We start from the raw sequence: 25,099 nt of genomic DNA on the forward strand, positions 1-25,099 counted from the left end.
GTTTGATTCAGAGAGCAAAAAAGAAACCGAGCCGCGCGCGTCAGCAAGCGGACCGATTCACTCCCTGCTGTGACTAGCATTTGATTCAGAGAGCAAAAAAGAAACCGAGCCGCGCGCGTCAGCAAGCGGACCGATTCACTCCCTGCTGTGACTAGCATTTGATTCAGAGAGCAAAAAAGAAACCGAGCCGTGCGCGTCAGCAAGCGGATCGATTCACTCCCTGCTGTGACTAGCATTTGACTCAGAGAGCAAAAAAGAAACCGAGCCGCGCGCGTCAGCAAGCGGATCGATTCACTCCCTGCTGTGACTAGCATTTGATTTAGATAACAAAGAAGAAACCGAGCCGCGCGCGTCAGCAAGCGGAGCGATGCGGGTCGGATAGATGAACCTAATTACATCGCTTAAGGTAGCGCGATTAGGCGAAGCACCCAACCTTTAGTATAAATGTCCCATTTTAAAAAAGGAGTCGATTTCTAAGTCCCTTAGGTCGAGGCAAAAAATGGTTTTAATGAAGGAGTTTAGGTGTACTCAATGACTGAATTCAAATCATTGTTTAACGAAAAGATCAGGGTTTTGCGTGAGGCCTGTAAAAAATTAGAGGAATTGTTGCGGTTAGATTGCATAAACAAACGAGGATGTTTTTTAATTCTGGAACCGTAGCTTTCGCGATTTGCGTACGAATTAGATCAGAACTTACGAAAAACGCCCATTCTCTTCGTAAAAAATAAAGATCAATTCAGTGAATCAGTGCATCTAAACTCCTTCATAGACATTTATTGTTGCCTCGATCTTGGGGTTTTTCCTAAGTCCTGTAGATTTAACATAGGGGAATACGATGGACTGAGTATAAAAAAGGTTTCAATTTTTAATGGCTTACGTTAACATAAAGCTAGACATTTTAGATTTTGAGAGGGCGTGTTGCTGATCGCTCCATTACCCTAGTTGCCAGTCACAGAGCATCTATGAAATCAGTTTAGTGCAGGGGGGCTCTAAAGGCTGAAGGGATATATAGGGAGATATAACAAGTGCTCAAGCTTTTAAAACCTAAACAGCATTCAATTCTTGGAATTGATATTAGCTCATCTGCAGTGAAAGTCCTTGAAATTTCCGGTTCTGGTGAACAACTCATGGTTGAGTGCTATGGCCGTGAAGAACTTCTACCTGGCTCATTAGAAGGAAACGTCATTAAAGACGTCGATGCAGTAGCAAGTTGCATAAAGAAACTAGTTGATAGATTTAAGTTTACTACCAAAAAAGTTGCTTTAGCCGTGCCAGATTCTGCAGTGATTAGTAAAGTCGTTCAAATCAATGATGGCTTAAGTGATCAAGAGATAGAGGAACTTGTTATTATTGAAGCAGATAAATACATCCCTTATCCTATAGATGAGATCAACTTGGATTTTGAGGTATTGGGTCACTCACCAAAAAACGCAGCCATGTTAGATGTTCTTATTGTTGCTTCTCGGGCTGAAAATGTAAGTGGTAGAGTCGATGCAGTCACTAAAGCTGGTTTAGAGCCCAAAGTGGTTGATGTGGAATCCTATGCAGTAGAGAGAGCCGCCCAGCAATTAGCTCGAGAACTACCTGCATCTGGTCAGGACAAAATCATTGCAATTATTGATATTGGGGCAAACTACACGCATTTATTTGTCCTTCATGGTATGAAAATTATATTTTCTAGAGAGGAAAAATTTGGTGTGATGCAATTGTTAGAAGCTATTGCAGAACATTATAAAATGAGTATCGAACAGGCTAAGGAAGCTAAAAATACAGGGAATTTGCCTACTGATTATGAAACTGAAGTGCTTGAGCCATTTAAAGAAATGATATTATTGCAAATAAAGCGGACATTGCAGTTCTTTTACTCAACCAGTCAACATGGATTTGTTGATCATATTTTATTGGCAGGCGGGATGGCTAGACAGCCTGATTTAGCTCATTTGATACAAGATCAACTTGGAGTTACCACAACCGTAGCGAACCCTTTGTCGTATATGTCATTTAATAAAATGGTTAACATGGAATCAATAACCAATGAAGCTCCCACTTTAATGGTGGCTTGTGGTTTGGCTCTAAGGAATGTTGAGTAAAACAATGACACAAATAAACTTACTACCATGGCGTGAGCAACAGCGGGAACAAGAGAAAAAAATGTTTACGACAATGCTATTGATAGGAATTGTCGTTTCAGCGGTTATTGTTTTTTTGATAGATTCATATGCTTCACACCTTGTAAGCAGTCAGGTTGCAAGAAATCAACTTCTACAATCAGAAATTGCACGTTTAGATGAACAAATTAAAGAAATTAAGTCCCTAAGACAAACTAGAGAAGGTTTAATATCCAGGATGTCAATTGTTCAGAATTTGCAATCAACTCGTACGCTAATGGTGCATTTATTTGATGAGTTGATCAAAGTAATGCCTCCAGGTATCTATGTAACGAAATTACAAAGAGAAAATGATATAGTAACTCTATGGGGATATTCAGAGTCTAATACAAGCATATCTATCTTGATGCGGAGTATAGAAGCTAATATATGGATACAGAACCCAGTCCTTACCGAAATTAAGAAGGACGATAAATCAAAGCAAGCAGCAAATAATGAATTTAAGCTAAGTTTTGTGCTTAAACCTAAATACTAGGCTGAGTAATAATGAATACCGTCAACCTAAATGAATTAACTCTAGAAAATGTTGGACAATGGCCACTCTTTGTAAAATTAGGAGTGATTGCAGGTATTAGTATCTTAGTGATAGGACTTGGGTATTGGTTAATTGTAAAACCTAATTTTGAGCAATTTGATACGCTCCAGGCCCAAGAGCTGACTTTGCGTGACGAGTTTGAGAAAAAGCAAAGCCAAGCAGCCAATTTACAAGCTTATCGTAATCAATTAGAACTGATGAATGAGCGATTTGGCACTATGCTAAGACAGTTGCCTGCTAAAAATGAAATGCCTGGTCTTTTAGAAGAAATATCAAAAACGGGGATTTTGTCAGGGCTAAAATTTGAATTATTTGCACCACAACCTGAAGTAGTGCATGATTTCTATATTGAACTACCCATTAAAATTACGGTTGTGGGAACATACATGCAGCTAGCCCGATTTTTAAGTCGAGTCGCTGAAATGAATCGGATTGTGACATTACATGAGTTCAGTATTGCTGGAAAAACCGGGTCGGACAATAAAACGGTATCTCAGGATGAATTGATAATGAATATCACAGCAAAAATATACAGATATCGCGTACAATGATGACTAATAATAAGCAGATATATTTATTGATTATAGGAATTTTAATGAGCCTGCTAACGGCTTGCTCAGGCGACAACTCCGATCTTATGAAGTATATCCATGATGTCAAATCTAGGCCTGGAAGAGCAATAGAGCCTATACCCCAATTTTCTCCTTTACCAATTTTTAGATTCCCAGACGAAGAAAATAGACGCAACCCTTTTAAGCCTATCGATACTAAAAAGAAAAATGAGGGAGATGCTCCTGATAGCAAAAGACCAAAACAACCTTTAGAGGCATTTCCCTTAGACGCATTAAAGTTTGTAGGCATTTTAAAACAGGGCAGTGAGATTTGGGCATTAATAAAACAACCCGATCATCAAGTTACTCGAGTTAGAGTCGGTGACTATATGGGGCAAAATTTTGGTCGAGTGATTTCAATCACAAATACTGTTATAAAACTCGAAGAGACAGTGAGGACCACAGGCAAGTGGGAAAAACAAGTGACCACAATTGAATTGGATACTGGCAAGCAGGAGTAAACCGTGCGAAAAATAATCGCTATAATCATTTTAATTAGTGCCAGTTTTGGGATGGCCTATGCTGAAGATAACTCATTAGTTGCAATTAAGTTTTCCCCTTTACCAGAGAATAGGGTCCGTATAGATTTTCAATTCAAGTCTCCCCTAAAACAATTACCAGCCAGCTTTATAACTCAGAAGCCCGCACGCTTAGTGTTGGATTTTATCAATGCAAAAATGGATTTACCTGCAGACCAGAAAATGAAAGTCGTTAAACTTGGCTCATTAAATCAATACAATATTGTATCTGTTGGTGACCGAGTAAGGGCTATTTTAGATTTGGATCGCTCAGTTGCCTACTCGGGTAGTACCTCAGGAGCCGTCTATAGTTTGGTATTGAACGGCAAAAGTAATGATTTATTTGAAAATACCAAAGAAATATTTATAACAAACCAACAAGTCAGTGCAAAACATGAAATACAGAAGGTTGATTTCAGGGGAATAGATAAAGAGGGTGGTAGGGTGTTTATTGATGTTTCTGATACGGGTATCCCTATCGATGTGACCCAAGTCGGGAAAGAAATTACTGTAAATTTCTTAAATACTAAAATACCTACAAATTTAATGAAACGTTATGACGTCTCAGACTTCCATAGTCCAGTGCAGATTATAACAATGCAACAAGAAGGGAAGAAAGTACGTATGACCATTCTTAGTAAGGGTGATTATGGTCATTATGTGTATCAAGTAAACAAGCAGTTTATGGTAGATGTCTTTCCTTTATCTGCAGAGGAAATTCGTCAAGCTAAACTCAAGAAACAAGTATTTACTGGTAAGCGCATTTCTTTAAATTTCCAAAATATAAACATCCGCGCTGTGTTGCAACTCCTGGCTGATTTTACAGGTATCAATATGGTTGTAAGCGATAAAGTTCAAGGCGAAATTACTTTACGCTTAAACGATATACCTTGGGATCAAGCTCTAGATATCATCTTAACGACTCAAGGTCTAGATAAACGTAGAAAGGGTGATGTCATGTTGATTGACACTAAGGTCTCTCTAGATAAAATGGAAGAGGATGAGCTGAAGAGTCAACAGACGATACAAAAACTAGAGCCGATTCGATCTGATTTATTGCAAATCAATTACGCGAAGGCGTCTGATATTGCAATACTCATCAAAGACAAACAAAACTCTTTATTGTCTGATAAAGGGAAAATTAGTGTGGATGCCCGAACAAATACAATTTGGATACAGGATACTGGAACTAAAATCGAAGAGGTTCGCGAACTGATTAAACAGCTCGATATACCCGTGAAGCAAGTTCTTATTGAGTCACGAATCGTTGAGGTAACTAAAGACTTTAGCCAAGACATTGGGATTCGCTGGGGTATCTCCAAGCCCACACATCTCAGCGGTACTTTAGAGGGTGCTAACCAGTTAGCAAGAGGTACAGCCCCAGCTAACGTAACTCCATTAACTCAACGGTTAAATCTTGACCTAGCTGCAGCGCCAGTAGCGGGCAATCCTGCATCGGTAGGTATAGCCCTTGCTCGATTGAGTGATAACATATTGCTTGACTTGGAGTTATCTGCATTAGAAAGTGAGGGCCTTGCGGAATTAATTTCCAGCCCTCGCTTGATTACCACTAACCAACAAGCAGCAGTTATTGAATCAGGACAGGAGATACCTTATCAACAAGCAACGTCTAGTGGAGCTACGGCAGTTGCGTTTAAAAAAGCTGTTCTTAGCCTTAAAGTCACACCACAAATTACTCCTGATGGTAAAATTCTGATGGAACTACAAATCAATCAAGATAGGCCTTCGGCACAGACATTCCTCGGTGTACCGGCCATTTTGACGAAAGAAATTCAAACCAACGTTTTGGTAAGTAATGGTCAAACTATTGTTCTTGGTGGCATCTATCGACAAGATAAAAATAAATCACTTGATCGAATTCCCTTTTTTGGTGAGTTACCTGTTGTTGGCCCTATGTTTAGAAGAAAACAGTTAACTTTGCACAATGAGGAGTTGCTCATTTTTATAACTCCAAGGATAATAACAAATTCATTATCAATAACAACAATTGAAGGTCAGGAAAAAGGAACGTATAAATAACGTCATAAGGTAAATGTTGCATTAGGTTATTTTTTATGAGCATTTACTGTCTATCCGTTGTAGAATAGCCTGCGGGCTTTTATAGGTTGTATTTTTGGTATATAAACGCAATTTACTATAAATTATTAACTTTCGGTTTTTAGGGATGACCTTTGTTCGAAACCAAACTGTACTGCTGCGAACAAGAGAGCGCTAGTTTAGTTAAGGTTTAAATGGATAATGTCAACTTGCATCAATCCGAGAGAATGGTAAAGATCATTAAATCTACAAAGTTGTGTTTCTAACTGGCCGTGGTGTTATTTGCAACTATGGCACTACAATAGATGAGGTATGTAAGAGAAGATGAGCATAGTTAAAGTACGAAATATATTTCTTATTGGTCCTATGGGTGCAGGAAAAAGTACAATAGGACGTGCTTTGGCAAAGGAGCTCAAACTTGAATTTTATGATTCAGATGAGGTAATTGAAGAGCGAGCTGGCGCAGATATTTCGTGGATATTTGATATAGAAGGAGAAGAGGGCTTCCGGCGCCGAGAGCAAAAAGTTATAGATGAGTTAACTCAAAAGACAAATATTGTACTCGCTACTGGTGGGGGGGTTGTAATTACTCCTGAAAACAGGAATGCTTTGGCTGCTCGGGGAACTGTCATTTATTTAAAAACTTCATTACAGCAACAATTTGAAAGAACCAAGAGAGATACAAAAAGGCCATTATTACAGACAGATGATCTGGAAGGACGTTTAGAGGATCTAAGAGATGAAAGAGAGCCTTATTACGATGAACTTGCAGACATTAGCTTTGAAACCGATAAGCTCACTGTAAAAGCAGTAGCTAATAACATAATAAAATATTTATATGGCGAAGTTTGAACAACTCACTGAATTAAGTGTAATTACATCGGCTTCAGAGTATCCCATAATCATTTGTCGTAATGGGCTCACTGATGAGGATTTGTTGCACCAACTAGTATGCTCTCAGCAGCTATTAATAGTGACTAATAAAACGATTGCACCAATCTATTTGGCTGATTTGCAAGCGGTATATAAAGGCAAACAATGTATCTCTGTGGTGTTGGATGATGGAGAGGAATATAAAAATAAAGAGAGCTTATATACAATTTATGACGCTTTACTTGCAAACCAATTTCATCGTGACAGTACAATAATTGCTTTAGGTGGTGGAGTCATTGGAGATATAGCCGGGTTTGCTGCTTCCACTTATCAACGAGGCATTCGTCTGATACAAATACCAACTACATTGTTAGCCCAAATTGATGCATCCGTAGGCGGCAAAACAGCGATAAATCATCCCTTGGGTAAGAACATGATAGGTAGTTTTTATCAGCCTTCAGGTGTAGTGGTTGATGTTAATACTTTGCAGACACTTCCTGATAGAGAGTTTCGTGCTGGTCTAGCAGAGATGATTAAATATGCTTTACTGGAAGGTGGGGAATTTTATTCTAAGGTACAAGTTGAGCTTGAATATGGTTTAACAATTGACAGTCCAGAATTGCCATCGCTTATTGCTAAATGCTGCCGTATTAAAGCAAAGTATGTAGAAGAAGATGAAAGGGAAACAGGTAAGCGAGCTTTATTAAATCTTGGGCATACTGTTGGACATGCATTAGAAGCCTACACGGCCTATAAAACTTGGTTACATGGCGAGGCAGTTGCAATTGGTTTGTATTTCATTGGAGTCTTGTCTTGCAATCTAGGTTTGCTTGAAGAGAAAATACTCTTTCAAATGAAACAAATGATTATTGATGCTGGATTGCCTTATCAAATTCCAAAATCTGTTGATATTTACAAATTATGGAATTTGATGAAACTGGATAAAAAGATACAAAAAAATCAGTTAAGATTTGTAGTGATTGAAAAGCCAGGTATGTGTTATGTGCATGATGCAATATCTGAGGAAAGCATAAAAGATGCTCTAGTTGCTGCAATAGGAGGAGAATAAAGATGAATGAAGGAAATGTACAACTTGATGCAAGTTCTATTGGTCAAACTAGATCTTTGTTTAAACCTGGTTCGTGGCTTTCAAAGATTGATTTTATAAATCATTTAATTTTGTTTAATAATGTATTGATGACCGTTCTTGCGGAAAAAGACGGGGGGAAAACGTCATTTAGCCAAGTATTACAAAGTAATTTAGACAAGCAAATAAAGCCAATCATTATCACGATTACCCCTCCCTTTGATGGTAGGGCTGTTGCTCATGAAATCGCTACTCAGTTACATTTGAGATTGGACAGTGATACTAATATTATCTCAATAGCCGATCAAATTAACGAACGCAAAGCTCATGTACTTATAGTGATTGATGATGCACATCATGTTTCAGAATCCTTCATTAAAGAGGCAATGATTGCCATTAAAAATCAAAATGAATTTGGTTTTTTTCACTTATGTTTACTCTCAGATTACTCTCTTGTAGCTGCACTAAATGCTTTGGCAGTTGACCAGTTTGATAATTTGATTCACAGCATAGAGCTAGGCGCTTTGAACGAAAGCGAAACAAGAACCTACGTTTTACAACGGGCAATGTCTACTCGGTTGATTAATAAACCTCTAACAGACGCCCAATATAAACAGTTTTATCAGTCTACAAAAGGGAATTTATCTAAAATTAATAGTGATTTGGAAGAGTTCATTACTAAATCGTTCAGCAACTCTGAACGTAAAAAATCGTTGAAACCTAAACTAGCAGCTACGGCTTTAAGTGTTCTATTATTGGCTGGCTTATCGTATGTGTATTACGACAGACTGTATAAAGCCCCTAGTATAACTGACTTAGTAACAGCAAACTCACCCGAAGTAATAGAAACCAAATCGACTGCTTCGCAATCTATACCATCGGTCAGTTACATCGCATCTTGGCAAGATTCCTCGGTAAGGCAACTTATAGAATACGCACTACCTAAAAAACAGATTTTGGACGACTTTTCTGAAGAAAGAGAGGAGATAAAGCATGTTGCGGTAGTTGATAAAGTTGTAGTGATTCCAACTGTGAAGCCCCAAACTCCTCCAGCCAACGTTAACATGGTATTGTCTAAACCTACGGCATTTAAATCAGAGCTACCCAAAATTCCTTTAGCATCTCCAAAACAATATGCTGCTAAGGCACAATCTAAGGCAATTGGTAAAAGTGTTTATACGATTCAATTGGTTGCAAGCCATAGAGTAAGTGATGTACAACGTTTTAGGAAAAGTAGTCAATTATTAACAAAAGCTAAAGTAAGACACTTTAAAAATGACAAAGGAACATGGTACGTATTGACTTTAGGTGAGTTTGACAATCGAATCATTGCTCAATCCAATATTAAAAAGCTACCTCCTGAACTAGCAAAATTAAATCCATGGATTCGTTCAGTATCAGGTCTTGCAAATATAGGATAGTAACGTTAACTGAGTTCTTAGTGGCGCTTTATAGGAAATTTGACCCAAATCTGCTAATCTTTAATTAGAAAGCAGAATCATAGGAGAAGATGATGTATAAGAGGGTATTGTTTGCTACCGATTTTGATGAGGTAGGTGTAAGAGCTGCAGAAAAGGCAAAAAAGATATCGGATGAAAATGGTGCAGACTTAATTTTAGTACATGTTGTTGAACCTATCCCTGCCTATGCTTATCCGGGTTTTGCTGGTTTCGCTGAAGTTGAAATGTCGATTAGAGAACAAGCTGAAAAAGAACTTAATGAGTTGGCTGAAAAGCTAGGTGTTGATGAAAAACATCGATTTATTGAGTTTGGCTCCACTAAAAATGAAATTTTACGTGTCGCCAAAGAGCATAAAATTGATCTGATTGTAACTGGAAGTCACGGAAAACACGGTTTGTCTCTGTTATTGGGTTCAACAGCGAATGCAATTCTCCATGGCGCAGAATGCGACGTACTCATTGTTAGACCTAAAGTGAATCATTAATTCACTCGTAACAGAAGCGATTTCGACCGTTGTTCCCACGTAAGCGAGAACCTCTGTAATGTGTGACAAAATATAGGCGGGAACGAATCCCGATGGGGTCCAAATAAAGGTGGTGACTGACCCCACTGGGGTCCGTCCCCAGATGTTTCCCGTTTAAAAACAATCTATTTCAAAAAAATCAAGAAAACCAGTATACTAACTGGTTTCATAACCAGTTTTTAAATTACTCAATGAAATTGCTACGTGGCCATCAAAAATCGTCTTATTTTCCAGCCGGAGCAGTTGCAACTATTGGTAATTTTGATGGTGTGCATTTAGGTCATCAGCAATTAATCAAAACGTTGCGGGAAAAAGCCGATGCAATGAAGCTTCCTTTGGTTTTGGTTTTGTTTGAGCCACAACCAAGAGAATATTTTCTAAAGGATAAAGCACCCGCACGTCTTTCTACATTAAGAGAGAAAATTGAAGCTTTAAAGTCAAGCAAGGTGGATTACGTTTACTGCATTAAATTTGATAAACATATCGCTCAAACATCGGCAAATGATTTTGTTAAAAAACAGCTCTTTGAACAATTTAATATAAAATATCTGCTGATAGGTGAAGATTTTCGTTTTGGAAAAAATAGAGAGGGCGATACTGGCCTATTAAAAGAAATGGGCCACCTATTTCATTGTAAGGTAGAGACCTTTGCTGATTTTACAATTGATCACGAAAAAGTAAGCTCAACAAAAATTAGAGCTGCTCTATTAGAGGGTCATTTTTCGACTGCGCAACAACTACTGGGCAGACCTTACAGTATGTGTGGTCGGGTTGTAAAAGGGGATGGTCGTGGGAGGCAGTGGGGTATACCAACAGCAAATTTATGTATAAATCGCTTGTCTTTACCATTATTTGGCGTTTATGCAGTAAAAGTGACTGTACATTCCCAAGTGATTTATGGAGTAGCAAATATCGGCAGTCGACCCACTATTGATGGTACAAAAAATATCTTAGAAGTGCATTTATTTGATTTTAATGACTCAATTTATGGTGAGATGCTTAAGGTTGTTTTTTTACATAAATTACGAGATGAAGAAAAATTTTCATCCGTTGAGGCTTTAATTGAACAGATACAGAATGATATTAAAACAGCAAAGACTTATTTACAGGAAAATTGTCGGTATGATGTAAATAAAGCGATGTCCTATGATTTTATTGATTTGGTAGAGTGACTACTATGGCAGAATATAAAGATACATTGAATCTCCCGAACACTTCATTTCCGATGAAGGCGAGCCTTGCAACTAGAGAGCCAGAAATGTTGGCTCAATGGCAAGCCCAGGGCATTTATCAGAAAATTCGTTCTGTTCGTAAAGGACAAAAGCGATTTGTTCTACATGATGGGCCCCCTTATGCAAATGGACATTTGCATTGTGGACATGCCCTCAATAAAATCCTTAAAGACATTATTGTTAAATCCAAGACATTCAGTGGTTATGATGCACCCTTTGTTCCAGGATGGGACTGTCATGGATTGCCTATAGAACTTAATGTTGAGAAAAAAGTTGGCAAAGCAGGCATGAAAATTACTGCACGAGAGTTTCGCGCCAAGTGCAGGGAGTATGCTGCAAGCCAAATTGATATCCAAAGAGAAGAGTTTCAACGTCTTGGTGTGTTAGGGGATTGGTATAATCCCTATGTAACCATGGATTATAAATATGAAGCAAACATAGTTCGTGCCTTAGGTCTAATGATAAAAAATGGGCATCTGCAACAAGGATTTAAACCTGTTCATTGGTGTATCGATTGCGGTTCAGCTTTAGCTGAAGCTGAAGTTGATTATGAGGAAAAAACCTCTCCATCAATTGATGTGGCTTTTAAAGCTATAAATCCGCAGGAGTTTATTGATTGCTTTGGCACGGATCTAGAACAGAAATGTGTAATTTTGCCGATATGGACTACTACACCATGGACATTGCCTGCTAATGAGGCAGTTTGTCTTCATCCAGAAATTGACTATGTCTTGGTTGATACGCACCAACGTTATTTTATTGTTGCAAGTGACTTGGTTGAATCCGTATTGAGTCGATACAACATTACTGAATACGAAACTTGTGGTACATCCAAAGGCCGTTCATTTGAGCATCTTAAACTACAACACCCATTTTACAGTCGACAAGTTCCAGTTGTTCTAGGTGATCATGTCACTACCGACTCTGGAACTGGATGTGTTCACACAGCTCCAGCACATGGTCCTGATGATTACCAGATTGGTAAAGCGTATCATTTACCACTGATTAACCCATTAAAAACCAATGGTTGTTTTGCAGAGGACGTTGAGTTATTTGCAGGAATGTTTGTTAATAATGTGAATGACAAAGTCTTGCAGGTATTATCAGAGAAGGAGGTTTTGTTGGCTAACACTACCTTAAGACATAGCTACCCCCATTGTTGGCGGCATAAATCCCCCATGATCTTTCTAGCTACACCACAATGGTTTATTTCCATGGATAAATCTAATTTGCGCCAAGCTATCGTTAAAGAAATTGACAAGGTAAATTGGGTTCCAGATTGGGGTAAAGCAAGAATAGCAAATATGGTTGATGGACGGCCTGATTGGTGTATCTCTAGGCAAAGAGCCTGGGGAACACCGATGCCTTTGTTTGTTCATAGCGATTCTCGAGAATTACACCCCAATACACTGGAGTACATTGAACAGATAGCCCAGAGGATTGAAAAATCAGGAATTGATGCTTGGTTTGAGTTGGATGTGAAAGAGTTTCTTGGTAATGATGCAGAGCATTATGAAAAAATTAGCGATACTATGGATGTCTGGTTGGATTCTGGTATCTCACATTTTGCTGTTCTGCATCAAAATAATGATCTCGCTTTTCCAGCTGATGTCTATTTTGAAGGTTCTGATCAACATCGTGGCTGGTTTAATTCATCGTTAACTACCTCAGTGGCTATGTATGGTGTTGCTCCCTATAAAACTGTGTTAACTCATGGATATACAGTGGATGCAGAAGGCAGAAAATTATCTAAATCAAAAGGTAATTACGTGGCCTTGGATCAATTGGTTAATCAACATGGTGCAGATATTTTGCGTTTGTGGGTTTCATCGACAGATTATCGTCATGAAGTCAGTATTTCCGATGAAATTATTAAGCGAAACGCAGATGCCTATCGCCGCATACGCAATACGGCACGCTTCTTATTGGCCAATTTATTTGATTTTAATCCGAGTACCGATGCAGTAGATGAAAAGCATCTGTTGGAGCTTGATAAATGGGCATTAAAGCGTTGTCAATTGTTGCAACAAGACATTATTTCTGATTACGAGAATTATCAGTTCCACCTAATCTATCAGAAAATTCACAATTTTTGCGCTGTTGATATGGGAAGCTTCTATCTGGATCTTATCAAAGATAGACAATATACCAATGCGAAGGATAGTAATTCCCGTCGATCATGTCAAACAGCAATGTATCATATTGTTAAAGCATTTACTCTTTGGTTGGCACCTATTTTGTCTTTTACAGCCGAGGAAATATGGCAAGTAATACCAGGTCAACAAAGTGAATCTGTTTTTTTAGAAACTTGGTACGATGCTTGGCCAACGATAGATGATGTTAATATGGAAGATTGGGAGCAGCTGCACCTAATTCGCGATGAAGTAAACAAAGCACTAGAAGAAAAAAGGCAAAAGGGCGAAATTGGCTCTGCACTTGCTGCTGAGGTAACCCTGTATGCAGAAGAAAAGGTTGCGCCTAAATTAACTCGATTGGGAGAGGAATTACGCTTTTTGTTAATTACATCAGGAGCGACAGTAAAGCCATTCATTCAGAACCCAGGGAATTTATTGCACACCGAACAAGGGGTTGCAATTGAAGTTGCCGCAAGTATCTACGAAAAATGTGCTCGGTGTTGGCACCGAAGGCCAGAAGTAGGTAAGGATCTTCAACATCCTGAATTGTGTATGAGATGTGTTGGCAATATCACCGATAGGTATGAGGAGAGGCTATTCATATGAAAAAGTGGTATTGGTTTTTAATTAGTTTATTGGTCATCTTAATTGATCAGGTAACTAAGTATTGGGCAGGCACTCATTTAGTGCCTTATAAACCAATGCCAATCATGCCACTTCTGAATTTTACGCTCGCTTACAATACTGGAGCAGCATTTAGTTTTTTAAGCTGGGCAGGAGAATGGCATCGATGGTTTTTTGCTGGTTTTAGCTTGGTTGTCAGTATTCTATTAATTGTTTGGTTGTACAAATATTCGGCTAAGGCACGTCTACAAGCCCTAGGAATCAGTCTTATCTTAGGCGGAGCATTAGGTAATTTGATTGATAGAGGGATACATGGCTATGTGATTGATTTTATAGACGTGTACTATAAGCACTACCATTTCGCAACATTTAACGTTGCGGATAGTGCGATCTGTGTTGGAGCCGCATTATTGGTTTTAGAACTGCTTATTCATAGAGAGTAAGTGATTCTCGTTGGTCTGTTTAATAAAAAAACCTCTCCCTCACGGTTGCGGTTTGGTAGGAAGGAGCAGAGGAAAGCAGATGAAAGGGGACGGACCCCACTGGGGTCCGTCCCCAGTTTTCCTGGGGTCCGTCCCCAGTTGTCTACTCCAGCTCTTCCAATCAAGCCGCGACCGATAGGATGCGGATGATAGGTCTAGTGATTAAGTCGGATTACTCACATCTGTTCCAGGCTGCTCTACTTTTTCTTGCTCAGGGACAGTGATTGAATTATCCAGCTTCAAAGCCGCATTTGCTTTTAAAGCCTCGTCCAATGTAATGAACTTGTAACCCTTGCTCTTATACATCTCAATAATATCTGCCAAACATAAGCTATTGAGCAAGTTAGCATGCAGGAGCAAAATGTGCTTTATAGGTTTACCATTGAGCTTTTCAGCCTTTTTCTCAGCACGGAGTGTTTGTTGCCAGATAAAAGCGAGATATCGCTTCTTAAATTGAGGTAATCTAGCGGGTCTTTGTCGATAAGCTATACGATAAAATTGCGCATTAAACTCATAGTCTTTACTGTCGACGGTAACAGGGGCAATAATGTATTGATGTGAGAATAACCACTCATGAACCTTTTCCTTTTTTTCACCATTTCCCTCGGCAAGGTAAGGGTATCTAAAGTACTTGGGAGATGTCATTACAGGAGTTAGAATTTCATCAGCGTGTTCTATATCTGCAATGTACTTCTCAGCAGTCATTGAATTTAAGCTTTTGTGTTTAAAAGTATGATTGCCTAACTCAAACCCTTTGCTTTTAAAAAGCTCAAGAAACTCCCATTCATGCTTACCGATTGCACCGGCTATAGCAAAACCAGTAGCTGGTACTTGCTTTTCTACCAAGGTATTCACCAACGCATCGAATCGTTCTTGGGTGCGTTTTAGATTTCCTGGAGTACTTGTTCCTGAACCCACAAAGGGTAAATCATCGAGAGTTAACGCAATTTCATGGACTTCAGTTTCTTCGGCAAAACATGGAACATAGATAAAGCAAAGCAAAGTGAACACACCTAGCCAGCGAGTTAACATGATTTCCCCTCTATCTTATAGAAAAGCGATTATTATTTAAGTGCCTATTTTAACTATAGACCAATTTTTTAATTTGCTCATTTTGCCTATTTACTTGGTAGTTGCATTAGTAACAAACCCTAATTTAGAATGAAACAGGACTTACGAAAAACTCCCAATCTTTTCGTTAAAAAGTATTTTTAATTCGGTCATTTAGTTCATCTAAACTCCGTAATTAAAAACACTTCTTGTCTTTATCCTGGGGGGGCGTTAGTGCTGTGAAAAACATAATTAATCAGTATGAGTCTAAATATAGGGAGTATGATGGGCACTTCTTTTTCGAAAACTTCAGCATGGGCCTTTGTTGTAACAGCGGCAATTTATTTGCTCAGTGTATCATTTATAAGCTATCCAGTGACTACCCTGTTAAAGCCATTACCAATACTTTGCTTAATCGTAGGAGTAGGTTTGGCTCATTTATCCTTGATGATTAAATTGCTCCTCGTTCTGGCTTTAGGTTGGTCATTAATAGGAGATATAGTCTTAACTCTGCCAATAGCTCTGCAGTTAGAGTTTGGGATAGGAAGTTTTTTTTTAGCGCACTGTTTATACATTACTTTGTTTCTAAAATCATATCAGTTTAATCAATTGCAATTCTGTTATTATATTCCAGTATTTGTTTTTGTGTGCTGTATTGCATTGATGTTAATCCCTTTATTAGGTGGATTATTAGTTCCTGTCCTTGCTTATTTTATTGTTTTAATGACGATGGTGTTCACCGCATTTCAGGTCAATAATCAGAACTTGGTTATTGGAAGTGGGGCACTCTTATTTTTGTGTTCTGATGTTACTTTAGCAATAAATATATTTTTAATTCCAGGGATGGATGCTCGTATTTTCATCATGTTCACTTACTATGCGGCACAATTTTTATTAACCTTTGGTTTAGTAGCACTTTATAAGCCGAATCGCTAGATACATTTCGGATTGCTATCACTGACGAGTTTGCATCCAGGCGTTTTTAATAGCTGAATCAATAGGTTTTCATCATTAAGTCTAGTTTTAATGAGTTTCTTAAATGCATCCAAATCTCTCTGAACCATTTCTGCTGTCGGGCAATAACTTAATTTTGCTGCGCAGGGTGTTTCTCCCATGGTATGGTATGAAATTGCAAATGTTGTTCCGAGATCTTCGAGCTCATCAGTCCACTCTTCAAATTCGTTATTTTCAAGATTGAGGACTCTTAAATTTCTATTGAACTCAGGACTTTGAAATGAAGCTTCTGGAGTGAATGGAACTTCAGAGTCGCAATAATGTTGTCTAATGTATGTAGGTAAATCTCGTTGCATAATCCCAATTCTTAGCCAAGCCGCCATACACTCTTCTTCTGTTCTTGCATCATAGTTGTCTATATAGGATTGAAGAGCATTGGCATAAGCCGCATAATCAAAATATTGCTCAGTATAAGGGGTGTTGTTCTTTCTATAGCTTATTCCTGGCCGACTTAGGCGGTCACTATATTGTAACAGTAACGTGTTTCTAATCGCATCACCATCTGGACTAGCATGAATTGCATTAAGTATAGCTGCACCCATATACCGAACATCCATTGTCCATAAAATAAACTCAAAGGGTGAAACCTTTTTAAGGCTCATGTTTCCCACTAACATCGACACTTTCTGTGTAAGCAGCTCTGGATGATTACTAATCATATTCGTCATTAGTTGTTGATTTCCAGAGGCGATGGATTTCATAAGTCGGGCTGTTTGATAGTAGTTATTAAAAAAACCATTAAACTCTTTGTTGACTCGATTTAATCTACCTGTGTCTTTGGATAAAGGATCGAAATAATCCTGTACCAGTCTAAATAGTCGGTTGTTTTGCAGTTGAGTTTTTTTAGAAACTTGATCTGATTTCGATTGCATCGACATTGCTTCCCAGGATTATTTGATCCTAATTATATCATTATGATGATTAATTAATCAATTCTATGGAAGCTTTGTACTAATTTTTAAACACCATATCGATGTGGGGAATGCCTACATCGTCGTAGATTTCTCCTAGGGCTTTAAAGCCAAAAGATTCATAAAAATGAAGTAAATAATGTTGAGCAGAACAAGTGATGTTTGCACTTGGGTAATTTGCTTGACAGTATTTTAGGAGTTCCTCGATTAACAATTTACCATATCCTTTAGAACGTGCACTTCTAGCTGTAAGAACCCGACCAAAAACCACAGGAGAGCTTGGGGTGCTTGGTGGAAAAAGCCTTAAATAAGCTTGTAAATGACCACCTTCTGTTCCTAGTAAATGAATTGCCTGTGAGTCCTTTCCATCCGGATCCTGGTATTGACACTTTTGGTCAACGACAAACACCTCTGCGCGTGTGGCAAGGATAGAGTAAAGTTGATTTAGGCTTAATTCAGAAAATTTATACCAGTTGTACTGAATCATGATTGTTCTCTTGTTAGCAGATCTATCCGCTCCCTTACGGTCGCGGCTCGGTTTGTGTTGTATTTATCCGCTCCCTTACGGTCGCGGCTCGGTTTGTGTTTTTATTTATCCGCTCCCTTACGGTCGCGGCTCGGTTTTTGTTTTTATTTATCCGCTCCCTTACGGTCGCGGCTCGGTTTTTGTTGTATTTATCCGCTCCCTTACGGTCGAGGCTCGGATTGTGTTTGTATTTATCCACTCCCTTACGGTCGCGGCTCGGTTTGTGTTGTATTTATCCGCTCCCTTACGGTCGCGGCTCGGTTTTTGTTTTTATTTATCAGCTCCCTGTCACGGCTGTTGCTTTTGAATTATTTTTATCCAAACTGAGCCGCGACCGTAAGGGAGCGGAAAACGATCTGGCCAGTTACAAGTAAGCTACTTCAACTGATGTAATATAAACGCATTACCTTCAGAGTCAAGAGGTATAGCCATGCGACACACAGGTGAAGAGAACACATCAATTTTGAACTTCACACCATCAGTTTTTAATTTTGCTACCAGTTTATCAAGATCCTCAACCTCAAATGCTATGCTGCCACCTGAGTTATCGCTGGGTAATACACCCGTCGCCATAGTCGTAATTGCAAAACATCCACCTCCAGGTAAATCGTATTCTACCCAATCTCCATTTGAGGAAATTTTACTGCACGCAAGACCTAATGTTCTCTCGTAAAAATTGCGTGCTCGCTCCATGTTTTCAACCGGATACATGGTAAAGGCGATTTTTTTAAACATAGTTGCTCCCATTATTATCATTGAGTGGATTAAACAACATACAGATTAGTTTCATCAACTCAGATAAAAGCGTTGTTGTAATTCTATCTTGAATTGAGTATCCCTAAAAGATCATTTGACTTTACAAATAAGATTGGTAAGATAGTAGTTTAAATTTTAAACAAATCACCCGTTGAGGTTTTTACGCATCATGAAAATTACTGCTTAAGGTCGCCCAGAATATAGGGCAACAGGAAAAGTTACTACTGACTTTTTAAATTCAAAATGTCCTAAAGACAAACTTAAGAGTAAAACATGACGCATAAACCAATTCTATTTAAAGATCTAAGCCTTTCATTTTCTCATAAAATCTGTTTTGAAGGATTTTCCGGACAAATTCATTTTGGAGACAGAATAGTTATCATTGGTCGTAACGGTATAGGAAAATCGACCTTATTAAGAATGCTGCAGGGTGGGGTATCAGTAATTGATGGTGAAATTAAATGTCCTAATTGCTTAAAAGTAGGGTATTTGCCGCAAATTATTTCTGACTATTCTGATTTAAGTGGAGGGGAAAGGTTAAACCAACGTCTGACAGAGATCTTAGCTTCAAATCCGAATTTGCTTCTATTGGATGAGCCAACTAACCATTTAGATCGACATAACCGCCGTTCATTGATACGTTTACTTAAAAACTATCAGGGTACTTTGGTCATCGTTTCTCACGATTTGGAACTCATCGATGCAGTTGCAGATGTTCTCTGGCATATTGAAGCACAACGGGTTACTGTTTTTTCCGGAACTTATAAGGATTATCAACAGGCATTATCGCAAAGAAAAAAAGCCATCGAGCAAGAGCTATCCTTACTTTCGCGTCAAAGGAAAGAAGCGCATCATTCATTGATGAGAGAACAAGAAAGGAATAAATCAAGTCGGATTCGTGGAGAAAAACACATTAAGAATCGTAAATGGCCAACTATACGATCGCATGCAAAAATGGCGAATGCGGTAGTTGCAGGAAACAAGAGGTTGACTCAACTAAGGGGGAAAAAGGAAGAACTGCTTGATCAATTAAGTTCGATTTATCAACCAGAAGTTATTCTTCCTAAATTCTTTATCCATGCCGAAGAAAAGCAGAGTTCGTTAATAACGATTCGGAATGCATCGCTCAATTATCCAGGCAAGAGAACGATTGTGACTAATCTCAACTTTTCAGTAAGGGCAAGAGAGCGCGTCGTCCTAAGTGGTGACAATGGTTCTGGTAAAACGACTTTAGTTAAAGCGATTTTGGGTGATTGTGCGTTAATTAAAACAGGGGAATGGATGGTGCCTTCCAAGGATGACATAGGATATCTCGATCAACATTACAACAATCTCTTAGTGGACAAAACAGTCTTAGAGACAATGAGTAACGTATTGCCACAAGTTCCCTATTTAGAGATTAGAAAACACTTGAATGACTTTCTATTTAGGAAAAATGAAGAAATTCACGCAGTAATAGCAACTCTTTCTGGTGGAGAAAAGACTAGGTTATCTCTCGCACTGATTGCAGCAAATCCCCCCAAGTTGTTGATTTTAGATGAACTGACCAATAACTTAGATCTCGAAACACGCGCTCACCTCATCCAAGTATTAAACGCCTACACAGGTGCTATGATTGTGATTTCTCACGATGAGGAATTTCTAAAGCAAATACAGATTGAAACGGTTTATCAAATTAGACAAGGGGTGGTGAAATGCAATTGAGATTTTATGAAGAGAATAATGTGAATCAGTAATATTATAGCAGTTTCTATAAATCCTTATAAGCGACAATCTGCTATAAATATTAACTGAATTAAAGTGACTGCCTTAATCAATGACTATCAGTGTTTTGTTTTGGCTCCAATACCACCCAGTAACCAATCAGAGCTAACTCCTAGCTCGTCAGCTATTTTATTCATAGAGTGAGAGTCAATTGCAATGACACCATTGAGTAACGCTTCTACTTTAAACTTTGGAAGCTTAAAGAGTTTAGAACAAACTTGAACACGTTCTGTCATCAAATTGGGAACACCAAGTTTATCCAACTCATTATTTAGTCGTTCTGTGAGTACTTTGTTAGACATGGCTTTCTCCTTATCGTTTTTTATTAGTGTAAAACAATAGACCTTAAGGATTGATTAAGTACCATCTAATTTTTGTAAAATCACTCTGACTAGAGATTTACAGAGGCAAAGGGGACTTCTCTTAGGTGTAAAACTCCACGATATTCCTAGGACTGCGAGTTTTTAAAGAGATTATATTGTAAATCTATAAGCAGAAACAATTGCTTGTAATGTTGCTGACTTTTCAATTTGAGACAGCAAAAATTTGGAAAGTTGTCGAGCGTCTCCTACAGGGATGTGCTTAGGAACCTGATTAAATTGGAGTGTCTCACCTACAGTATGACTATCATTTAGAGATTCCAATTCGGGTACGCTACATATTGCGCAGGCATCTTCAAGTGTAAGTAATCGACTACCTGGAGTGATTAACTTAAGTTGTTTGGCATTTTTATTCATCATGTCATAGTCGGTTCGAGGTGCTGTAACAATGTCCAATGCCCAGACTCTTCTTGCAAACTGAGGATTGTGCCATTCTTTGATTTTAAAAGGTTGTGAAGAGGACATGAATCGACTCAAAATTCGTCCCGGGCCGCAAACTTGAATGAGTGACATGACATCACGAGAGGGCTTTAATGACCAATTCTCCTTCGAACTTGTGCCAACAACAGCAGTGAGCTCATTGTTTCTTTCGGTCATGGTTGTAATCGATTGGAATGTTCTTGCTTCATCTAGTGAGGTACCATCAACCTGAATTTGGTCGTCTTTTTCAAACATTGGTCTATTGAGGTGCAGCAGTTTTTGTGGACGCACAAAAACTTTGGGTAGACCCGTCACCCAAATAACCCCTTTACATGGAATCAAAGATAATCCTGCGGCATAGGGTTGAACTGTTGTTCGGCACGGAGTGAGTGAGAAAAAGTATCTGCTGTTATTATCACGTACATAGCTTGGGAGAGATAGACTTGATGCTTTTTTATCCTGAACACTGGATTTCCCCAGACAATCCGTTTGAAGAGCTTCTATTGCTTCACGACTACCATGGCTACCTCTATAAGCTAGATCTGGGGCAGATGGGAGAGAGGAGGTTAAGTCACTTAACGAACTCTCTTTTGGAGTGTTGCTTAATCTAAAAAACTCAAAGGATAAACTTGAACCAGCAAATAATGAGCTTGTTGACGTTTGTGTAAGGGAGTATAACACAGATGTGTTAAAAGCAGGCAATATTTTGGTCGCTTTCTTCATAATAAGCACCATTAGTTAAAAATAAGGTCACTTGTACAGTATAAGTATGGTTCCGCTCAATAAAATGTCAAACTGAATGTAAGGTGATCTTATTGATGGATTTGCATTACTAATGATTGGTAAAGCTTTGTATTGGGACAATTGAGGTTTGAGGACTTAGCAAAAAGTAACTTTTGTTTTAGAATTCGTGTAACCTGAAACGGCATTAATGAATGCCGTTTTATGTCTTGTTGTTAAACAGGTTTAGATCCATTGAGAGGTTGAGACACCTGATTTTGGTTTTGAGTTTCTGCTGGTTTTTGGGGCTGAGGTGTATGGAATCCATAATGGCTTAATGCTCTTGAAAAGACTAGAGGGGTAGTAGGGCCGAGTTTTAAACCAGACAATTCTTCTTGGAATACTTGAAAATTATTTGTTCTTCCATAATCGATTATTGGAAACATTAAGTGCTGAAAGTGTAGGGCTCTCTTTTCAATTTCTTCCTTATAAATGCGTGCAACGATTTCAGGTTTATTCCTAAATTCACCACATCCCCATGCGCTAAGTGCAACGTTTGTTTTTCCTTGTACTATCAATGTATCCAGCTGGGCTCCTATACTTTGCCTTAGAACTTTTCTGTACTCTTCTAAAAATGACTCATCTTCCCAATTGATTTTGAGATGGGCAAGTTCTGGAGCAGCGGATCTTAACTCATAAAAGGGGAAGACACGACTCATAGAGAGGGGTAAATAACTTAAATGACTATCAGCAACCAGTCTACTGGAAAAACCCACATCTTCTGTGCTTGTAGGGACTAGTACCTCAGGGCCTCTAAAACAAACTTGTTGTTGCTCATTAAAAAAAACTTTGTAAGCTTCAGGAATATCCATTTTACGTTTCTTTCTTAATGCACTTAATTCTTCTGCACTCATTTTCGTTTTAGCTAAAACAAGTGCTTCAGTAGCTGGATCGTATACAAACCAATTCTTTTTAGAATCAAATAGAACACCATTCGATAAAAGTGAAGTAGGGCAAGTTGTGCGGTGCCAGAGACCTTCTTCTTGGGCACTGCCTCCTTGGAGAAAGGACCCACCTGGGAATTTAGAGCTTGCCATGTTGAGAACAGAGTAAATTTTTCCATACCTTCTGGTAGCATCTAAAGTGGCTACACCCCAGTCTTTGGGAACAACATCTACTACAAAGGGTGGTGGAGATTTTGCTTTTGACCATTCTTCCATATTTTTATCAGCTTGCGTTTCAAGTGCTTTTAGAGCGTCTGGATTTGAGATTTGTTGCAATGTTCTTCCAACACTTTTATGACGCCAAAGATCACCGCTTAGTGCTCCAGTTATTAGATTAGGAGCAGACCCTTTATAGGCAGATAGAACTTGAGAAAATGCGCCAGGTTTAACAGTTTCATACATCTTTTTGATGGTTCTCATATACAACATCCTTTTTCTATACCGTGCCTATTTTTTCTGTGCATTAGGGTATTAATAAAAAATATTTGGTCTCTGTGTTTTATTATGCATCAACAGAATTGTTCTAACTAAAGTGGATTAAAAAGTCAATATTTTTAAATAAAGATCACGAAATAAACAAAAAGAAGTAATCTTGTATTTAAAAGAAGTTCTGGTTATTGTTTTGCCCAAACAGAAAAATACGTTTAAAATCAAATAGAAAATAAGTAAGTGTGATGTTAAATCCTTAACATTTTGAGAGAGAAACTTTTGAAGCAGGACTTAGAATCGATGAAAGAACCTAATAATGGCAATGAACAATCAGACAGTACAAAAGAGACTCCAGAAAGTGTCAAGGCTTTGCATTACCAAGATTTATTAACTCTAAAACAAAAAATTCTGAGTGAAGCACGCCTGAACGTAGGCGTTTTACCTAGATTGGCTCGATTAATTGAAGCATTTGTTCAAAAACTGCTTTTAATTGAGAATGAAGAGCTTGAACATGAATGCATCGATGTATTCGATTGGGGGCGATCATTGTCTCCATTTCAAATACAAAGCTTTAAAAAGATCATAGAAGCGGAATTTTTGAACACGAATGATAAAAGGCTACAAAAATTTTGGTTTACCCCTGAAGAAGCATTAACCTATTATCGCAACAGCTACGAAAGCCTTACCAAATCGTTTTATACTGAAGTAGAAGACAATTTCAACCGGGCATTGGTACTGTACCTTATTTTGGAGTATGAAAAAGTCCCTGAAGTGGTTCAGGCTATAGATATAGGTAAAACAGAACCTAGTATCCACAAGGTGAAAAGAGCAAGTGATGCTATCGAACAAACATTAAAGGTAAAAATATCAAAATATCAATTCGTTAATGATGCCCAGGTTCTAGGATATTGCTTGCAGACTTTTTATGGCATTGTTAGAGAATGCCAAAAGCACCTCTCAAGTTTTCCTCAAGAATTTAATGAGAGATTCAGAGAGATGGTTGCTCAAGTTGAAAGTAATTTTATCCCTGAAAAAGCTGCAATAAGAGATGTCGCGGCTACAAAAATGGTATCGTCCTATTCTGGTGATAAAGTCCCTCACACACATGATGATTACAAGCCACTATGCAGGAACATCTCTGAAGTACTGGCAGTAGTTCCGATAGAAAAGTGCATGGAGTTTGTGAAGAAGTCTGAAGCGAACCCCGAGGAGTGTTTTTCTGCTGGTGTAACCATTAAAATAAATTCCCTGATTGATGCAGCATATCAACAATACGTATCGAATCTTACTCCAAAAGTGGAGAATAACTTAACTTCAAAACAGACTAATTCACAACAAAGCCAAGTAGCTGTAGAGAAAGAGACCTCTGGCCTGGATAAAAAAACCAAATTGAAGAAAGCCATAAGTGTGTTCTCCTTTTTTAACCATCAAAACACAGATAATTTGGTAATCAGCGAACCAATCTGCATCAGTGATTCACGCATCAAATCGGATACGTCTTCTAAAAATGCAAGTTTCTTCCCATCCGAGCCCAAAAAGAGAATGTCCGAAAGTCAATTGCAAAACACCCAAGCAATCTCACCAACAAACAACCTTAGCAAAACCAAGAGTCAAATGGAGTTCGCAAAAAAGCAACTCATGGTAGAGAATGTATTAAACAATCTTGCTCACAGAAATACACATGGATGATGGAGCCTTGCTCTAGGACGAATAATTTTTAATAATACAGTACTTCTAAATAACTCCCAACATCTAATTGATATTTGGAGTAAAATTTATCTGATTTTCGATCAAGCTCATGCCGAACTCAGCTGCTTT

Annotated in this window: 22 protein-coding genes; 15 read left to right on the forward strand and 7 right to left on the reverse strand. The window is 38.4% G+C overall.

The genetic code is table 11. From position 1 onward, the window contains the following. The first annotated feature begins 1,025 nt into the window (after window positions 1-1,025). The 12 genes from pilM to lspA all read left to right on the forward strand — a co-directional run bounded on the left by pilM (window position 1,026) and on the right by lspA (window position 14,268). Entirely contained in the window at window positions 1,026-2,090 is a 1,065-nt protein-coding gene (gene pilM / locus Lwal_RS01985; protein WP_058479248.1) for a type IV pilus assembly protein PilM, read from the forward strand. A 4-nt stretch (window positions 2,091-2,094) separates the two neighbouring features. Next, window positions 2,095-2,643, forward strand: coding sequence for a PilN domain-containing protein (locus tag Lwal_RS01990; protein WP_058479281.1), 549 nt, complete (start codon window positions 2,095-2,097; stop codon window positions 2,641-2,643). Between the two features lie 11 nt (window positions 2,644-2,654). Beyond that, window positions 2,655-3,254: a type IV pilus inner membrane component PilO gene (locus tag Lwal_RS01995; protein ID WP_058479249.1), complete on the forward strand. Its 600-nt coding sequence runs from the start codon at window positions 2,655-2,657 to the stop codon at window positions 3,252-3,254. Further along, window positions 3,254-3,775 carry a pilus assembly protein PilP gene (locus Lwal_RS02000; RefSeq protein ID WP_408607318.1) on the forward strand — a complete coding sequence of 174 codons (522 nt, stop codon included), beginning with the start codon at window positions 3,254-3,256 and terminating at the stop codon, window positions 3,773-3,775. The genes Lwal_RS01995 and Lwal_RS02000 overlap by 1 nt, the downstream gene beginning before the upstream one ends. Window positions 3,776-3,778: 3 nt before the next feature. Further along, the gene (locus tag Lwal_RS02005; protein ID WP_058479251.1) at window positions 3,779-5,872 is read left to right on the forward strand and encodes a type IV pilus secretin PilQ; all 2,094 of its coding nucleotides are present in this window, start codon (window positions 3,779-3,781) and stop codon (window positions 5,870-5,872) included. Between the two features lie 342 nt (window positions 5,873-6,214). Continuing rightward, window positions 6,215-6,742 (forward strand): shikimate kinase AroK, encoded by a 528-nt coding sequence (gene aroK, locus Lwal_RS02010; protein WP_058479252.1) that lies wholly within the window; start codon window positions 6,215-6,217, stop codon window positions 6,740-6,742. Further along, on the forward strand, window positions 6,729-7,832 hold the full coding sequence (gene aroB, locus Lwal_RS02015) for a 3-dehydroquinate synthase (RefSeq protein ID WP_058479253.1): 1,104 nt from the start codon (window positions 6,729-6,731) through the stop codon (window positions 7,830-7,832). The genes aroK and aroB overlap by 14 nt, the downstream gene beginning before the upstream one ends. Window positions 7,833-7,834: 2 nt before the next feature. Next, window positions 7,835-9,271, forward strand: a complete 1,437-nt coding sequence (locus tag Lwal_RS02020; RefSeq protein ID WP_058479254.1) for an AAA family ATPase — start codon at window positions 7,835-7,837, stop codon at window positions 9,269-9,271. Window positions 9,272-9,363: 92 nt separating this feature from the next. Next, window positions 9,364-9,795: a universal stress protein gene (locus tag Lwal_RS02025; protein ID WP_058479255.1), complete on the forward strand. Its 432-nt coding sequence runs from the start codon at window positions 9,364-9,366 to the stop codon at window positions 9,793-9,795. Between the two features lie 230 nt (window positions 9,796-10,025). Further along, a complete protein-coding gene (gene ribF / locus Lwal_RS02030; protein WP_058479256.1) occupies window positions 10,026-11,006 on the forward strand; it encodes a bifunctional riboflavin kinase/FAD synthetase in 981 nt (326 codons plus the stop codon). A 5-nt stretch (window positions 11,007-11,011) separates the two neighbouring features. Then, entirely contained in the window at window positions 11,012-13,807 is a 2,796-nt protein-coding gene (gene ileS / locus Lwal_RS02035; protein WP_058479257.1) for an isoleucine--tRNA ligase, read from the forward strand. Beyond that, window positions 13,804-14,268 (forward strand): signal peptidase II, encoded by a 465-nt coding sequence (gene lspA, locus Lwal_RS02040; protein ID WP_058479258.1) that lies wholly within the window; start codon window positions 13,804-13,806, stop codon window positions 14,266-14,268. The genes ileS and lspA overlap by 4 nt, the downstream gene beginning before the upstream one ends. Before the next feature lie 201 nt (window positions 14,269-14,469). Here the strand turns inward: lspA and Lwal_RS02045 are convergent, their stop codons facing one another. After that, on the reverse strand, window positions 14,470-15,339 hold the full coding sequence (locus Lwal_RS02045; protein ID WP_058479259.1) for a polysaccharide deacetylase family protein: 870 nt from the start codon (window positions 15,337-15,339) through the stop codon (window positions 14,470-14,472). A gap of 303 nt (window positions 15,340-15,642) precedes the next feature. Between Lwal_RS02045 and Lwal_RS02050 the strand changes: the two genes are divergently transcribed. Next, a complete protein-coding gene (locus Lwal_RS02050; protein WP_058479260.1) occupies window positions 15,643-16,293 on the forward strand; it encodes a lysoplasmalogenase in 651 nt (216 codons plus the stop codon). On the opposite strand, the gene Lwal_RS02055 is transcribed toward Lwal_RS02050, so the two are convergent. The 3 genes from Lwal_RS02055 to Lwal_RS02065 form a co-directional block, all read right to left on the reverse strand. After that, a complete protein-coding gene (locus Lwal_RS02055) occupies window positions 16,290-17,243 on the reverse strand; it encodes a hypothetical protein (RefSeq protein ID WP_058479261.1) in 954 nt (317 codons plus the stop codon). The two genes, Lwal_RS02050 and Lwal_RS02055, sit on opposite strands and share 4 nt — an antisense overlap. 79 nt (window positions 17,244-17,322) lie before the next feature. After that, window positions 17,323-17,769 (reverse strand): GNAT family N-acetyltransferase, encoded by a 447-nt coding sequence (locus tag Lwal_RS02060; protein WP_058479262.1) that lies wholly within the window; start codon window positions 17,767-17,769, stop codon window positions 17,323-17,325. Between the two features lie 414 nt (window positions 17,770-18,183). Next, window positions 18,184-18,543, reverse strand: coding sequence for a VOC family protein (locus Lwal_RS02065; RefSeq protein WP_058479263.1), 360 nt, complete (start codon window positions 18,541-18,543; stop codon window positions 18,184-18,186). 294 nt (window positions 18,544-18,837) lie between these two features. Here Lwal_RS02065 and Lwal_RS02070 point away from each other — a divergent pair, with 294 nt between their 5' ends. Then, window positions 18,838-20,268 (forward strand): ABC-F family ATP-binding cassette domain-containing protein, encoded by a 1,431-nt coding sequence (locus Lwal_RS02070; protein WP_058479264.1) that lies wholly within the window; start codon window positions 18,838-18,840, stop codon window positions 20,266-20,268. A 119-nt stretch (window positions 20,269-20,387) separates the two neighbouring features. On the opposite strand, the gene Lwal_RS02075 is transcribed toward Lwal_RS02070, so the two are convergent. The 3 genes from Lwal_RS02075 to Lwal_RS02085 all read right to left on the reverse strand — a co-directional run bounded on the left by Lwal_RS02075 (window position 20,388) and on the right by Lwal_RS02085 (window position 23,272). Continuing rightward, window positions 20,388-20,630 (reverse strand): hypothetical protein, encoded by a 243-nt coding sequence (locus Lwal_RS02075; protein WP_058479265.1) that lies wholly within the window; start codon window positions 20,628-20,630, stop codon window positions 20,388-20,390. 171 nt (window positions 20,631-20,801) lie between these two features. Further along, the gene (locus Lwal_RS02080) at window positions 20,802-21,851 is read right to left on the reverse strand and encodes a hypothetical protein (RefSeq protein ID WP_058479266.1); all 1,050 of its coding nucleotides are present in this window, start codon (window positions 21,849-21,851) and stop codon (window positions 20,802-20,804) included. Between the two features lie 233 nt (window positions 21,852-22,084). After that, window positions 22,085-23,272 carry a poly(ADP-ribose) glycohydrolase domain-containing protein gene (locus Lwal_RS02085; RefSeq protein ID WP_065235634.1) on the reverse strand — a complete coding sequence of 396 codons (1,188 nt, stop codon included), beginning with the start codon at window positions 23,270-23,272 and terminating at the stop codon, window positions 22,085-22,087. 309 nt (window positions 23,273-23,581) lie between these two features. On the opposite strand from Lwal_RS02085, the gene Lwal_RS02090 reads away from it, so the two are divergent. Further along, complete coding sequence (locus tag Lwal_RS02090) at window positions 23,582-24,970, forward strand: hypothetical protein (protein WP_058479267.1); 1,389 nt, start codon at window positions 23,582-23,584, stop codon at window positions 24,968-24,970. Window positions 24,971-25,099 lie beyond the last annotated feature (129 nt).

Source organism: Legionella waltersii (assembly GCF_001468085.1).
GTDB lineage: Bacteria > Pseudomonadota > Gammaproteobacteria > Legionellales > Legionellaceae > Legionella > Legionella waltersii.

Coding starts and splice junctions, on each gene's coding strand:
- Lwal_RS02080 (WP_058479266.1), bottom strand. CDS start 21,851: ATGAAGAAAGCGACCAAAATATTGCCTGCTTTTAACACATCTGTGTTA.
- Lwal_RS02020 (WP_058479254.1), top strand. CDS start 7,835: ATGAATGAAGGAAATGTACAACTTGATGCAAGTTCTATTGGTCAAACT.
- Lwal_RS02090 (WP_058479267.1), top strand. CDS start 23,582: ATGAAAGAACCTAATAATGGCAATGAACAATCAGACAGTACAAAAGAG.
- Lwal_RS02075 (WP_058479265.1), bottom strand. CDS start 20,630: ATGTCTAACAAAGTACTCACAGAACGACTAAATAATGAGTTGGATAAA.
- aroK (WP_058479252.1), top strand. CDS start 6,215: ATGAGCATAGTTAAAGTACGAAATATATTTCTTATTGGTCCTATGGGT.
- Lwal_RS02055 (WP_058479261.1), bottom strand. CDS start 17,243: ATGCAATCGAAATCAGATCAAGTTTCTAAAAAAACTCAACTGCAAAAC.
- Lwal_RS02085 (WP_065235634.1), bottom strand. CDS start 23,272: ATGAGAACCATCAAAAAGATGTATGAAACTGTTAAACCTGGCGCATTT.
- Lwal_RS02050 (WP_058479260.1), top strand. CDS start 15,643: ATGGGCACTTCTTTTTCGAAAACTTCAGCATGGGCCTTTGTTGTAACA.
- lspA (WP_058479258.1), top strand. CDS start 13,804: ATGAAAAAGTGGTATTGGTTTTTAATTAGTTTATTGGTCATCTTAATT.
- Lwal_RS02070 (WP_058479264.1), top strand. CDS start 18,838: ATGACGCATAAACCAATTCTATTTAAAGATCTAAGCCTTTCATTTTCT.
- Lwal_RS02060 (WP_058479262.1), bottom strand. CDS start 17,769: ATGATTCAGTACAACTGGTATAAATTTTCTGAATTAAGCCTAAATCAA.
- Lwal_RS02045 (WP_058479259.1), bottom strand. CDS start 15,339: ATGTTAACTCGCTGGCTAGGTGTGTTCACTTTGCTTTGCTTTATCTAT.
- aroB (WP_058479253.1), top strand. CDS start 6,729: ATGGCGAAGTTTGAACAACTCACTGAATTAAGTGTAATTACATCGGCT.
- Lwal_RS01995 (WP_058479249.1), top strand. CDS start 2,655: ATGAATACCGTCAACCTAAATGAATTAACTCTAGAAAATGTTGGACAA.
- Lwal_RS02065 (WP_058479263.1), bottom strand. CDS start 18,543: ATGTTTAAAAAAATCGCCTTTACCATGTATCCGGTTGAAAACATGGAG.
- ileS (WP_058479257.1), top strand. CDS start 11,012: ATGGCAGAATATAAAGATACATTGAATCTCCCGAACACTTCATTTCCG.
- Lwal_RS02025 (WP_058479255.1), top strand. CDS start 9,364: ATGTATAAGAGGGTATTGTTTGCTACCGATTTTGATGAGGTAGGTGTA.
- Lwal_RS01990 (WP_058479281.1), top strand. CDS start 2,095: ATGACACAAATAAACTTACTACCATGGCGTGAGCAACAGCGGGAACAA.
- ribF (WP_058479256.1), top strand. CDS start 10,026: ATGAAATTGCTACGTGGCCATCAAAAATCGTCTTATTTTCCAGCCGGA.
- Lwal_RS02000 (WP_408607318.1), top strand. CDS start 3,254: ATGACTAATAATAAGCAGATATATTTATTGATTATAGGAATTTTAATG.